Below are 13,625 nucleotides of genomic sequence, written 5' to 3'. Positions count from 1 at the left end.
GAGGGTTTGTATGCCGCATATTTCATCTAAGTATGCTCCCGTTATCCCAGCTGCTGTTCAAACAGGAAAGTTGGAGAAAGCCACGGTCTTAATTGTTGGGGCAGGTCCAATCGGTCTGGCTACTGCATTAGAGTTAGGTTTGAGGGGGCACAATGTTACTTTATTGGATAGATCAACACAGGTGTCCGATGGTTCTAGGGCCATATGCTTTGCGAAGAGATCTTTGGAAATTATGGACAGATTGGGTTATGCGCAGCCTATGCTAGATAAGGGACTAAGTTGGAATATTGGACGTGTTTTTTTTAAAGATAACCCTGTCCCTGTTTATAGTTTTGACTTGCTGCCGCTGAAAGATCAAAAATTACCAGGCATGATCAATATTCAACAATATTATAATGAAGAATTTTGTATTGCTGAGTTGGTCAAGCTTAAAAATGTTGAAATTCGTTGGGGCAATGAGGTGGCTGACCTCATCAATTCTGCGAAGGGTGTTACAGCACAGGTGCTGACCCTTGAAGGAGGTTATGAGATCGAGGCTGACTGGGTAATCGCTTGCGATGGTTCTAAGAGCTTAGTGCGCGAAAAGTTAGCCGTTGGATTTGAAGGCGAAACTTTTCAGGATAATTTTTTGATTGCCGACTTAAAATTCAAACAGGAACGCCCTGTAGAAAGACATTTTTGGTTTGACCCTTCTTTTAATCCTGGGAAATCGGCTTTGCTACACAAACAGCCTGATGATGTTTGGAGAGTTGATTTGCAAGTAGGCTGGGATATTGATCGAGAAGAAATCGCAAGACATGAGAATGTTACTCCATATATAAAAGCCATGTTTGGTGACGATATTGAGTTCGAGTATGAATGGGTTTCTGTTTACACTTTTAATTGTCGCCAAGTGAAAAATATGGTTGTAGATCGCGTAATTTTTGCTGGTGATTCAGCACACCTTGTTTCTCCATTTGGTGCACGCGGCGCTAATACTGGATTTCAAGATACAGATAATATTGGCTGGAAGATGGATTTGGTATTAAGAGGCCTTGCGGACATACCTTTGATAGAGAGCTATGATGAAGAACGTTCTTATGCTGCAAAAGTTAACATTCTTAACTCAACACGATCTACAGATTTTATAACGCCCAAAAGTACCATATCTAAGACTTTCAGGGATGCGGTACTCGAATTATCTCATAAGTATGAATTTGCTAGAGGGTTTGTTAATTCTGGCAGGCTTTCATTACCAGTAGCTTATCATAACTCAAGATTAAATACGCTTGATCGTGAAAATTGGGCTGGCGGCGTGGCGCCAGGGGCCAACTCGATTGATGCACCCATTTCACTTGGAACGGTTGAAGGGTGGTTTATTGATCAAGTGGGATCGGCATTTAAGGTCATTCTGTTTTGTGATGGAAATAAATTATCTTCTAAGTACCGTTCTCAGCTCAAAGAATTTTGTGAAAATGAAATTCCGTCTGAAGTTTTTTTAGTTAGTGATTTTGAAGTGGATCCTGATTTTAAAGTGATTAATGACTGTAAAGGACTTTTAGCGAAGCGTTTAGATGCTCAAATAGGTACTGCTTATTTATTTCGGCCCGACCAATATGTTGCAGGGAGATGGAAAAAAGCTACAGCGTCTGACCTATTTGCAGCACGTGATCGCGCACTTGCAAAAAAGGTGGGCCGAAATGTCAACTAACTTAATACTGGAAAACAATATTCCAGTTCCTGACGATGTATACGAAGTTATCATCGATATGCACAAGGGGCTAACTGCAAATCAAAGTTTAACAGCAAACGCAAAGCTAATCTTGATACTTGCCAATCATATTGCCGACTTCGATGTCATAGCCCAAGCTTCAGAAATTGCTAGATCTAATACCATAGAGCATCACGAAGGAGTTTAACATGGATATTCAAAAAATTCACCATGTAGCCTATCGGTGTCGTGAGGCCAAAGAAACCGTTGATTGGTATAAGAAGGTATTAAAAATGGACCTTGTCCTCGCTATTGCTGAAGACTGCGTGCCTTCAACAAAACAGCCAGAGCCATACATGCATGTTTTTTTGGATGCAGGTATGGGAAATATTCTGGCTTTCTTTGAATTGCCAACAAAGCCAGCAATGGGACGTGACAAAAATACACCAGAATGGGTACAGCATATTGCATTCGAAGTTACAGATGAGCACGCTCTATTAGAGGCAAAGAAAAGAATGGAATGCTTTGGCGTTGAAGTTTTAGGGCCTACGGATCACGGTATATTCAAATCAATATATTTCTTAGATCCCAATGGCCATCGTTTGGAACTTGTAGCGAATTGTGCAAGGAAAGGAGATATGGAACGTTTAAATTCAGTTGCTGAAGAAATGATTACTGAATGGTCCCGAACTAAGAAAGCACCTCGCCATGCAGCGTGGTTACATGAAAGAGAGTTAGGAAAGGCTGAATGAAATTAGCAAGTCTTAAACATGATCGTGATGGTTGTTTGGTAGTAGTATCACGAGATTTAAAGCGCTATTTGCCAACCGATATGACTTTGCAAATTGCACTGGATAATTGGGACAAGATCGTTCCAAATCTCGAAGCTCTATCTAGCAATGTGAATAGGGGCCAAGGCACCCTTTTTGACGAACGAGCGTGTGATTCTCCCTTGCCAAGAGCCTTTCAATGGGCAGATGGTTCGGCTTATGTAAATCATGTGGAATTAGTCCGCAAAGCTAGAAATGCTGAGATGCCATCTTCTTTTTGGCATGATCCATTAATGTATCAAGGAGGTTCAGATTCTTTTCTAGGCCCTAGAGATACTATTCTAGTTGCAGATGAGGCTTTCGGCATTGATATGGAAGGCGAAGTTGCAGTAGTTACGAGCGACGTACCAATGGGAGCTAGTCCAAGAGAGGCAGCTGAAGCAATTCGGCTTATCATGCTTGTAAATGATGTTTCGTTGAGAGGGTTAATTCCAGGAGAGTTAGCAAAGGGCTTTGGGTTTTTCCAATCTAAACCGTCAAGCGCTTTTAGCCCAGTCTGTGTGACGCCGGATGAATTGGGGGCTGCTTGGGACGGCAAGAAGTTAAATTTGCCCCTAATCGTCACTTACAATGGAAAGCCGTTTGGGTGCGCCAATGCAGGGGATAATATGGTCTTTGATTTCCCCACTCTTATTGCGCATGCTGCAAAAACACGCCCTTTGGGGTCAGGAACCATTGTTGGTTCGGGCACAGTGTCTAATAAAGCTGATGATGGGACGCCCGGTCTTCCGATTTCTGAAGGTGGCCTAGGCTATAGTTGCATTGCAGAAATGCGTATGGTTGAATCTTTGACATATGGTGAACCAAAAACACCTTTTATGAGGTTTGGAGATTCAGTTCGTATTGAAATGTTCAATGCTGAAGGCCATAGTATATTTGGCGCTATTGATCAGACAGTGGTGAAAGCCGTTTAATGTCTTAATAGTTATTAGCCCGTTGTAAAAATATATGAATTACTTCCCGTAGGAATAGAATATATCTCAACACAGCAGGGCTCATTTAGCTTCAGTATATAAAGGAATGACGCCTGAAATAAGAGAGCATGTAGAGAGGTTAGCTGCCCTGAGAGAGTGTAAGCTTTATATCGGGAATAATTTGCTTAGTGACTTTAAAGAGTTGTTTTAAGTCCTTATGAACCCATATATGTATATCCGCATTTTGTAGGACTATACTGGTATGGGGAATTTTAGGCTTTGCAAAGGACCTGTCCTTAAAAAAGCTTGATAGTAAAATGGCATCAACCCTTTCGTTTTCTATAAGCCTTATTAAGCTTTTGGCATTGTTAACAATTAGACTTTTTTTTGCCTTCACAGCAAATTTTTTACTCCATAGTGTATTTCTTATCGATCCTACAGTTAATTGAGGAATTGTATGGGATGTACAAGAAATACCTTGCCTGCAGACGAGCATTCCTTCGTTGGTAATCCATGCCGGATTTATTTTAACGACAGGAATGTTTTCTTCTGTGCCATAATGAGCAACTCTAGCAAAATCGATATCTAAATTTCCGTACTTAAACATGGAGGTTGCTTTTGGATATGACATATCCAAAAACTTAATGCACATACCTTTGCTTTTATATAGTTTCTGAAAACGTGAGAGTATACTTTTATCTTCTGTGAATTTTCTAGCCAGATAACAGGAAGACTCTCTTTCTTCGGCAAGGGAAGGGAAATTTACGGCCGTCAAAATTATTAGAACAAGATAGATAAAGACGCTCATAATATATATTGGTCCTTTTAAATTATGCTATTTCTTTTATACGACCTTTTAAGAAGATAGTAAAATAATAGATTAAACACTATAGCTTCTCATATTAGTCCACTTCCCTTTCAAAATGTTTTGAAATCAATGAGACATATATTCATAGTACGCCGATCTCTTTCTCTGAGAGCCATATTACGGTTGAATATCAAATAACTATAAATCATCATTATTTAATAAATATTTATCGATAAAAGATAATTATTGACCTTTTAAAGATAAATTTATAAGGTGATTCTTAGTTAAAGGATACAAGAGTATGAATAATAAAATTAAGATCAACCTAGACCTACTATTGGTCAAACGTCAGCGTAAGTTGATAGACCTATCTGAGGAGATTGGTATTACAATCGCTAATCTTTCAAAATTGAAAACAGGTAAGGCAAAAGCCATTCGGTTTACGACGCTCTTGGCTCTTTGTGAAGCGCTGGAGTGTAAACCAGGAGATCTTATTGATCTCGAAGAGGCGTGAGCACTGAAGCGCAGTTAAAAATATAAACATCACAATAAAAAGGAGAGACTATTATGTGGTCTACAACAATAATTCTGACAGCAATCATTTATATTTCAACAATCACCTATATAAGTTACCGGTTAGGCATGCGTAAAACAGAAGACGCTAATCGTGCCGCCCTCATTGGTTTCTTCTTGGCCTTTTTACCCCCATTTGCTTTGATCTATTTGGTCATTCTCTTTTTTAAAGAAGAGGAAGGGATTGTTTAAGGCTATCTTTAGCCTTGACCTAGAATGAAAAAAGCCAACTCAGAGAATTTGAGTTGGCTTTTCTAAAGTTTAATTCTTCATTTTAGAAAGAAAGTTGGATGCCGAGTTTGACATTCAAAGGCTTGCCAGTAGAGATATTATCATTGCTGTGAGCGTCTGGATAATAATCTTCGTCAAAGAGGTTTTCTACATTCAACTGCAGGCGTGTTGTCTCATTCAGTGTGTAGTAAGCAGCGGCGTCCACCCGGAAGTAACTCGGGACTTCGACACTATTGTCTTCACGAACAAAATAGCTATCCTGGTAGGTGGCGCCGAAGCCGATGCTGAAGGCATCTGAAAGAGTAACACGATTCCAAATAGAGAGCATATTTTCTGGGGTCTGACGCGTTTTATTACCTGAATTACCACTGTCATCGACACGCGCAACTTTACCGTCAATATAGCTGTACCCAACAGAGATATACCATTTATCAGAGAGATAGCCTGTTGCTTGAATTTCAAAGCCCTGAGTTACAGACCCTTCGATAATTATAAGCTGAGAAGCATCATCTGGATCTACAGATGTGTAACTTTCTCGGTCAAGATCAAACAAAGCAGCCGTAAGACTAAAGCGATCATTCATATCCCATTTTAGACCAAGCTCTGAGTTTTTGAATGATTGTGGACGCGTGCTCTCACTATCCAGGTTGAGGGTTAAGAATTGATCTCCGGAACGGGGTAAGAAAGTTTCGCTGTAGCTATAATAAGCTGACAAATTTTCCATTGGCTTCACGATCGCACCAAAGCGCGGGGTTACTTCTTCATCTGTGCGAGAGAAACTGCTGTTCACAATGACATCAGTGACATCAATATCAAACCGATCGAAACGGAGACCCCCGATGACTTTGAACCAATCTGTTACATCGATTTGATCTTGGAAATAGACCGACAGGAATGAAACGTCAGAAGAACGATTGCGGGATGTGCTCACGTATGAAAAATCAGGAATAACCAAAGGATCTGAGAAAGGAATTACCAATTGATCGTCACCATTCGCAGCAAAGACATTATCACGGCGTGAGTTTGATGTTTTTTGTGATCCAAATTCGAGGCCTAGAAGAAAAGTATGTTTAAATCCAGCAAATTCAGGTTCACCAATTAGGTTAGCTTGAACAAGGGTGTTTTCGCGGTCTGTGGCATCACTATAGCCGTCTAATTCAACTTCTGAGAAAGCGCCGTTTGTAACCACGACTTCTTCACTTGAATATAGATTTTGGTACCATTTATCATAGTCCGCATATTGAACGCCGATATTGCCGCGCAAGACTTCAGAGAATTCATGATCAACCCGTGCTCTTAAGATGTGGGCTTGTAACGTCGTAAAATTCTCTTCAGGAGACCCGAAGAATGTTTCCTGATACCCTTTAAGAGGCACGTCAGGACCATTGTCAACATTTTGAGATGGTACACCCCGATCTACAGTGCGGTCATCATCAATATATTCATAGCTTAGGTGAATATCGGTTTCTTCAGAAGGTTTGAACAAAAACTTCGGGTTAATAGCAAAGCGTTCGCCATCAAAAAAATCTCTATGATTATTCATATCTTCGTAAAAAGCGTTAAGGCGGAAAGCCGCATTATCATTGATTTCAGTATTGTAATCGAATGTCAGTGCGTAAGCGCCAAAGCTATCCAGGCTTGCATTCAGCCCTATGATATCCGTTTCAAGGTTAGCCTTCTTTGTCACACGGTTAATAATGCCGCCCCCGCCGCCGCGACCAAAAAGTAAAGCGTTTGAACCGCGAAGGACTTCAATTTGCTCTAGGTTATAGAGCGGACGATAATATTGTACATCGTCTCTAAAACCATCCAGGAAAAAATCAGCGGTCGTTTGTATCCCACGAATGATAATGGCATCACGGTGCCCTTCTCCCTGACTGATAGAAAGACCTGGGGTGTATCGAAGAATGTCTCCAAAATTGGAGAAGGCTTGATCTGCGATTTGGCGACTGTCGATAATTGATAAACTCTGAGGGATATCCACCAGAGGTGTTGGGGTTTTAACCGCATTCATTTTATCAATTGAAACTTGTTTTCCTGTAACCTCAATTTCTTCAATCTTCTCTTCTGTTGATGTTTCATGAGCGCAAACAGAACTTGATAAAATTGATGTGCTTAAGAGAGAAGTAAGAATAATTTTAGGGAGGGCTTGCATTACGATAATCCTTGTTGCAAATAATTCGCAATACCATTTACACTCATGATAATGAAAGTCAATATTAAAAACACTTCAGCCCAATGAAATTTTTTACAGGGTTTTTATTTTCTCGCAACCAGGTGATTAATAAAAAAAGGCCAGTGAAAATCACTGACCCTTCATATGGTTAGTTATGCATGAAAAAAGGTTACGATTCCATTTCCTCTAGTTCCAGCCCTTTCGTTTCTTTGACCATTTTAAGAACAAAGAGAACAGAGAGAGCGGCAAAGGCTGCATAAATGCTATAGGCCCCTGCCAAGCCAATACCAGCAAGCATCACTGGGAAAGTCATCGTTATGGCAAAATTGCTCCCCCATTGGAAAAGTCCGGCGATTGCAAGGCCCGATCCACGTATTTGATTAGGAAACATTTCGCCAAGAGCTACCCACATGACAGGACCCCAGCTCATATTAAAGAAGAATACATAGGCGTTAGCAGAAATAAGCGCCACCAATCCGAGAGAACCAGGCAGAGACGGATTACCACTTGCATTGAGGGTCGCTTGTGAAAAAGCAATAGCAAGGATAGACAGTGTAACAGCCATACCTAAGGATCCGAACCATAGAAGTGGTTTGCGGCCTATTTTGTCAATGAGAAGGAGAGCAATGGCGACAGCCAAAATGCTGACGGCGCCACTGATAATATTGATCATGAGGGCGTCGCTTTCAGAAAACCCAACAGCTTGCCATAGGACTGCCCCATAGTAGAAGACAACATTAATACCGACCAATTGCTGAAAGGTAGCAAGCCCAATACCGACCCACATAATTGTTCTTAACTTTCCTGTCGAAGGATCGAAAAGATCTTTAAAGCTTGGTTTGTGATGGTCCTCAGCCAAGCTCTTATCAATTTCGATAGCAGTCTCTTTCGCTTGTTTCGCATTAGAGAGCTTGGTTAAAACATTTATGGCTTGATCCAGGTTGCCGCTGACAACCAAATATCTTGGACTTTCAGGAATGACAAGTAACAAAAGCAAGAAAAGCACAGCAGGAATAAGTTCAATCCAGAACATCCAGCGCCATGCTTCATAACCAAGCCAAAAAGCAGCTGTAGATTCACCGGCAACATTTGCCAGCATATAGTTACTCACAAATGCTGCAAACAGACCTGAGATGATTGCAACCTGCTGGATCGAAGAAAGGCGACCCCGTAAATGCGCAGGAGCAATCTCAGAGATATAGGCCGGTGCCATCACAGACGCAGCCCCAACTGCTAGGCCCCCAATCACTCTGTAGATAATAAATTCCATAGAAGAGTCTGCAATGCCAGACCCCCAGGCGCTGATAATGAAGAATAGGGCAGCCACTAAGAGCATAGATTTACGCCCATAGAGATCGGCTAGTCGTCCTGCAAAAAAGGCCCCTACTGCACACCCCAGTAACATCGATGCGACGTTGAAACCAGTGCCCATACTGTCGCTGTTAAAGGCTATTCGGAGACCATCAACGGTACCATTAATGACTCCGCTATCAAAGCCAAATAGAAAGCCACCAATCGTAGCAACAAAACTTATGAGCATTATATAGCCCAGGTTATATATTTTTCCTTCAACAGACATGGTTTCCCTCCCACTTGTCTTTTATTCTTCTTCTAGATGCAGTGTTACTGCCAAACTTTGACCCAGTCCACTTCCATAGCTGTTGGGTATTCTGCGTTGTTTATACCCTTTAGTCCACCCCAAGTCCCCCCGACTGCCACATTTAGAATAAGATGGAATTTCTGATCAAAGGGCCATTCTTTGGCTGTGTCTGTCTTTTGTCGAGGTATTCTGAAATATTCTTGTCCGTCAATATCCCAAATTAAAACGTCTTTGGTCCAAGTAACAGTGTAAGTGTGAAAGGCTTCTGTGGCACCTTTAACGATGACTTCTTTGCCTTTATGGGTTTTAATACTGTGGTTATAGGCTTCTGTATGTATGGTGCCATGTACAGCATCAACCTCAAAGCCAACGTGCTCCATGATATCGATCTCACCAGATTTTGGCCAACTGCCATAAGACCAATCTTGAGGCAGCATCCATATTGCCGGCCATGTGCCTAAGGCTTTTGGCAGTTTAGCGCGAACAGAGAATTTGCCATACTTCCAGCCACCCATAGGCTCCGTGGTGATTTTACCGGCCTGATAATCTCTTTCCATTGCTTGCTTGTAATGGGCTGACAGAATGAGTTTACCTTCTTTTAGCTTCACATTGTCTTTGTTGTAGGCTTGCAATTCTTTATTGCCAAAGCCACATAATTCTGGACAGCCATTTCCATGAGAAATTGCCCAATTCTTAGAATCAAGGGTAGAGCTGTCAAAATTATCTTCAAAAACAAGGGTCCATTTTTTATCGTCGCTCTCTGTAAGCGTTGAAAACAAGAGGATAGATACCACCCCTGCGAGATAAAAATACGCTTTGGTCAATTTATCGCCTCCTTTGATAAAAATGCACTTGCAAAATTATCTATAGCATATATTTTTAAAAATGAAAGCGCTTACATTTATATGATGTATGAAAGTTCAGTTATTTAGGGAGCGGTTCATGACTTTGTCAGTAAGGACAGTAAAAGGATTAATCATGAGTGCAGTAGTTTTATCAGCAGCAGCATGCAGTGAACAGCAGGCTGATCAGGCCCAATCAAAGGCCAGGGAGCAATCAAAGGCTAGCGAGCAATCAAAATCCAGGGAGCAATCAGCAGAGTCTATGGCTGAGACCGCTGACAGAACCCCTTCTCTTCTTGGTGCCGAGGCATGGCCAAAATTAACCAGCCCAATTCTCAAAACTATGGCGCAAGAAAAGAAAATCAAAGACCTGTTGGATCAGATGTCTGTCGAGGAAAAAGTCGGTCAGATCATTCAAGCTGAAATTCAACATGTCACTCCTGAAGATGTAAAGGCATATCACCTGGGTTCCGTCTTAAATGGGGGCGGGTCAATGCCCAACCGTAATAAATATGCGACACCAAAAGAATGGCTGGATTTGGCTGATGCCTATTATAAAGCCTCTATGGATGTAACAGATGGCAAAGTAGCTATTCCAATCATTTGGGGCAGCGATGCTGTACATGGTCATAATAATGTGATCGGCGCGACAATTTTCCCCCATAACATCGGCCTTGGGGCTGCTAGGAATCCAGCCTTAATGCGACAGATTGGCCGCGTCACAGCAAGAGAGATGCGGGTCACGGGTATAGATTGGACATTTGCCCCCACCCTGGCCGTTGTTCAGAATGACAGATGGGGCAGAACTTATGAAAGTTTCAGCGAAGACCCTGCCGTCGTGAAGTCCTATGCTGGAGAGCTTGTTTATGGGCTTCAGGGCATTCCTGGGACGGCTTCCTTTCTTGATGGAGAACATGTGGTCGCTACGGCAAAACATTGGCTTGGTGATGGCGGTACAGTGAATGGTACGGATCAAGGTAATACAGACGTTGAGGAAGAAGAGCTGCGCGATATACATGCAGCAGGATATATTACGGCATTAGAATCTGGTGCACAAACAGCGATGGCGAGCTTTTCTAGCTGGAAGGGCGATAAAATGCACGGTCATAAATATCTTATGACTGATATTTTGAAAGGGCAAATGGGCCTAGATGGGCTGATTGTCAGCGATTGGAACGGGCATGGCCAACTGCCGGGCTGTACCAACGCGTCTTGTGCCGATGCGATTAATGCAGGCATAGACCTTGTCATGGTGATTGAAGATTGGAAAAAATTCTACAGCAATACTGTCCAGCAAGTCGAGAGTGGTGTCATTCCAACGGAGCGTTTGGATGATGCTGTCTCGAGGGTTCTTCGTGTGAAATTCAGAGCAGGTCTCTTTGATAAAGGTATGCCCTCTACGCGAGGCATTGCGGCACAGGAAGGGATCATTGGCAGTCACGAGCATAAGGAAGTGGCTCGGGATGCCGTACGTCAATCCTTAGTCTTGTTGAAAAATAATGATAATATCCTTCCCCTTAAACCCGGGATGAAAGTTTTGGTTGCTGGAGACGGGGCGCATGATATTGGCAAACAATCAGGAGGGTGGACCATTACTTGGCAAGGCACAGGTAATGAAAACTCAGATTTCCCTGGCGGACAGTCCTTGTGGATGGGGCTAAAAGAGGCCATTGAGGCCGTAGGGGGTCAGGCAATATTGGCCGAGGATGGCATGACAGATGCAGAAGTTGATGTTGCTCTCGTGATCTACGGCGAAGAACCCTATGCAGAATCACAAGGAGACCGCGAGACTCTCGAATTTGAACCTACAGAAAAGACAGGCCTGCCTATTCTGAAGGCCCTTAAAGAGAAAGATATTCCAACAGTGAGCATATTCTTGTCGGGGAGGCCTATGTGGGCCGCGCCAGAAATGAACGCCTCGGATGCTTTTGTTGCGGCTTGGTTACCAGGAAGTGAAGGTCGGGGTGTCGCTGATGTGTTGGTTGCTAAGGCTGATGGGTCTATTAATCATGATTTTAAAGGCAGATTGTCATTTTCATGGCCCAAGCGCCCAGATCAAGAGATATTAAACCCTCACCACCCAGAGTATGATCCTCAGTTCGAGCTTGGATACGGACTTAGGTATCGTGATTCAGTAGAGATTAAACACCTATCGGAGACTGTCTCTGGTCGCTCTACTGGGTCTGCTGAGAAAATGATTTATCAAGGCAGAACCTTAGCATCGTGGAAAGTTTTCCTTCAGTCAGGCGAAAGTCGCAACGTGATGAGTGGGGCTTTTGGTTCCACAGCTGAGCGGGATTTGATCGTCTCTACAACCGATAAGGAGATTCAAGAAGACGCTTTGACAATTCACTGGAACAGTAAAGATGAAGCAGTTGTGGGCATCTTTGCATTTGCGGGCAATGCATCCTATGATTTTTCAGAAATCGCCGCAAAAGGGGGCGTGATTGCGCTGGATGTGAAAATTGACCAAGCGCTTACATCACCGCTTATTTACTCACTTTTGTGCGGGGACGAATGTCGTCTATCTGTTGATTTAACGCAGCATTTGACTGCGATCGTCGGGCAAGGTTGGCAGCGCATCTCAGTCCCTTTCACTTGTTTTTCTAAAGACATCAAAAAATTTAAAGCGCTATCCTCGCCCATGGTCTTGTCCACTTCCGGTGAACAGTCACTGTCAGTTTCAAATATTGCGGCGACCCTTCGAGAAAGCTCAAACCGTAGCTGCACGGGGCGTAAACAGATTAAAGGGCGGTAAAGAGAGGGGCGGCGTGTCATCTAAGAATGACACGTTAAACTTAGAGAGAGCGGATGCTTTCCCTTTCAATTAACGTGGGATCAAATTGGTATTGAACAGGATCTTTCATTTCCATGCCGTAAAGGCGTTTCATGACAAGTTGTGCAGCCATTTTCCCCATCGCATCAATTGGGAAATGAATGGTTGTGAGTTTGGGGCTCATGAAGCGAGTGAAAATAATATTATCAAACCCAACAATAGAAATATCGTCAGGAATTGTGATACCGGCTTCCCGAATAGCACGCATTGCACCAGCCGCCATTTCATCGTTGGCACATGCAACACCAGTAAACGGTTTTTTGGTTTCGAGAATTTGCTTCATTCCAAGGTAGCCACTGTCCTCATGATAATCACCTTCAAAGACAAGGTCATCGTCAAGTATAAACTCTGCAGCTTCTAAAGAGTTTTTAAATCCGCGAAAACGCTCATTCGCATCTTGTTTCCAGAAAGGACCAGCAATATAAGCAAGGTGTTTATGCCCCTTATCTATTAAAGCTTGCGCTGATAATTGCCCCCCCAATTCGTTGTTGAGATAGATACAATTGTCAGGAAGGGCATCTATAAAATGATTTAGAAATATAAAAGGTGTTTTGGCGCGGGCCTGATAGGCCACAAGATCTGCATCACTGATGGCTTCCACATGAAGGATAAGGGCGTCGCAATTTCTATTCAGAAGAAATTCAATGCCTTCTCGCTCGCTTTGCTCGTCACTATGGCCTGCCGTGAAAATGACATGCTTGCCCGCATTTCTAAGAGTGGCCTCAATTTCACTCATCATGCTCCCAAAGATTGGACCGTGGAGTTCTGATACAAGAATGCCAATACTATCAGTTTTATTTGACGCAAGAGATTTCGCAACACTATTGGGCCGGTAATTTAATTCCTCAACGGCTTTCATCACTTTTTTACGTGTGACGTCGCGAACTTTTTCATTGCCATTAATGACGCGTGAAACTGTAGCGAGCGAAACGCCTGCAAGTTTTGACACTTCATAAATGGTTGCCATAAATTTTCCCTTAGTCTTTATATTCTAGAATGAATAGCTTATGCAGATTTTGTATAGATGTTCTAACAAAAAATCTAGGCTGAATTATCATTCCAATATTTTACGCAACTTTAAAAGTCGATTGAGGCTCACCTAATCGATGATAAAGGGTTTCTTAT

12 protein-coding genes are annotated in these 13,625 nt (G+C 42.5%); 7 read left to right on the top strand and 5 right to left on the bottom strand.

Annotated elements, in window-relative coordinates; genetic code table 11:
• Window positions 1-10 precede the first annotated feature (10 nt).
• Genes QGN29_RS04295 through QGN29_RS04280 form a run of 4 tightly spaced genes read left to right on the top strand, consistent with a single transcriptional unit; the run spans window position 11 to window position 3,434 of the window.
• Complete coding sequence (locus QGN29_RS04295; RefSeq protein ID WP_310799446.1) at window positions 11-1,690, top strand: FAD-dependent oxidoreductase; 1,680 nt, start codon at window positions 11-13, stop codon at window positions 1,688-1,690.
• Window positions 1,680-1,898, top strand: a complete 219-nt coding sequence (locus QGN29_RS04290) for a DUF2783 domain-containing protein (protein ID WP_310799445.1) — start codon at window positions 1,680-1,682, stop codon at window positions 1,896-1,898. Before QGN29_RS04295 ends, QGN29_RS04290 begins: the two co-directional genes overlap by 11 nt.
• A 1-nt stretch (window position 1,899) precedes the next feature.
• Complete coding sequence (locus QGN29_RS04285; protein ID WP_310799444.1) at window positions 1,900-2,442, top strand: VOC family protein; 543 nt, start codon at window positions 1,900-1,902, stop codon at window positions 2,440-2,442.
• Window positions 2,439-3,434 carry a fumarylacetoacetate hydrolase family protein gene (locus QGN29_RS04280; RefSeq protein ID WP_310799443.1) on the top strand — a complete coding sequence of 332 codons (996 nt, stop codon included), beginning with the start codon at window positions 2,439-2,441 and terminating at the stop codon, window positions 3,432-3,434. Before QGN29_RS04285 ends, QGN29_RS04280 begins: the two co-directional genes overlap by 4 nt.
• A gap of 139 nt (window positions 3,435-3,573) precedes the next feature.
• On the opposite strand, the gene QGN29_RS04275 is transcribed toward QGN29_RS04280, so the two are convergent.
• Window positions 3,574-4,242, bottom strand: a complete 669-nt coding sequence (locus QGN29_RS04275) for a hypothetical protein (RefSeq protein ID WP_310799442.1) — start codon at window positions 4,240-4,242, stop codon at window positions 3,574-3,576.
• 301 nt (window positions 4,243-4,543) lie between these two features.
• Here QGN29_RS04275 and QGN29_RS04270 point away from each other — a divergent pair, with 301 nt between their 5' ends.
• Window positions 4,544-4,756: a helix-turn-helix domain-containing protein gene (locus QGN29_RS04270; protein ID WP_310799441.1), complete on the top strand. Its 213-nt coding sequence runs from the start codon at window positions 4,544-4,546 to the stop codon at window positions 4,754-4,756.
• Window positions 4,757-4,809: 53 nt separating this feature from the next.
• The gene (locus tag QGN29_RS04265; RefSeq protein ID WP_310799440.1) at window positions 4,810-5,007 is read left to right on the top strand and encodes a hypothetical protein; all 198 of its coding nucleotides are present in this window, start codon (window positions 4,810-4,812) and stop codon (window positions 5,005-5,007) included.
• A gap of 82 nt (window positions 5,008-5,089) precedes the next feature.
• On the opposite strand, the gene QGN29_RS04260 is transcribed toward QGN29_RS04265, so the two are convergent.
• From QGN29_RS04260 to QGN29_RS04250, 3 genes are all read right to left on the bottom strand, one after another.
• The gene (locus tag QGN29_RS04260) at window positions 5,090-7,201 is read right to left on the bottom strand and encodes a TonB-dependent receptor (protein WP_310799439.1); all 2,112 of its coding nucleotides are present in this window, start codon (window positions 7,199-7,201) and stop codon (window positions 5,090-5,092) included.
• 190 nt (window positions 7,202-7,391) lie between these two features.
• Window positions 7,392-8,801 carry a sugar porter family MFS transporter gene (locus QGN29_RS04255; RefSeq protein ID WP_310799438.1) on the bottom strand — a complete coding sequence of 470 codons (1,410 nt, stop codon included), beginning with the start codon at window positions 8,799-8,801 and terminating at the stop codon, window positions 7,392-7,394.
• A 44-nt stretch (window positions 8,802-8,845) separates the two neighbouring features.
• Window positions 8,846-9,646 carry a glycoside hydrolase family 16 protein gene (locus QGN29_RS04250; protein ID WP_310799437.1) on the bottom strand — a complete coding sequence of 267 codons (801 nt, stop codon included), beginning with the start codon at window positions 9,644-9,646 and terminating at the stop codon, window positions 8,846-8,848.
• A gap of 154 nt (window positions 9,647-9,800) precedes the next feature.
• On the opposite strand from QGN29_RS04250, the gene QGN29_RS04245 reads away from it, so the two are divergent.
• Window positions 9,801-12,422 (top strand): glycoside hydrolase family 3 protein, encoded by a 2,622-nt coding sequence (locus QGN29_RS04245; protein WP_310799436.1) that lies wholly within the window; start codon window positions 9,801-9,803, stop codon window positions 12,420-12,422.
• 40 nt (window positions 12,423-12,462) lie between these two features.
• Here the strand turns inward: QGN29_RS04245 and QGN29_RS04240 are convergent, their stop codons facing one another.
• Window positions 12,463-13,467: a LacI family DNA-binding transcriptional regulator gene (locus tag QGN29_RS04240; RefSeq protein WP_310799435.1), complete on the bottom strand. Its 1,005-nt coding sequence runs from the start codon at window positions 13,465-13,467 to the stop codon at window positions 12,463-12,465.
• Window positions 13,468-13,625: the final 158 nt, after the last annotated feature.

The organism is Temperatibacter marinus (genome assembly GCF_031598375.1).
GTDB classification, from domain to species: Bacteria; Pseudomonadota; Alphaproteobacteria; order Sphingomonadales; family Kordiimonadaceae; genus Temperatibacter; species Temperatibacter marinus.
This window is presented reverse-complemented; position numbering and strand designations above follow the sequence as displayed.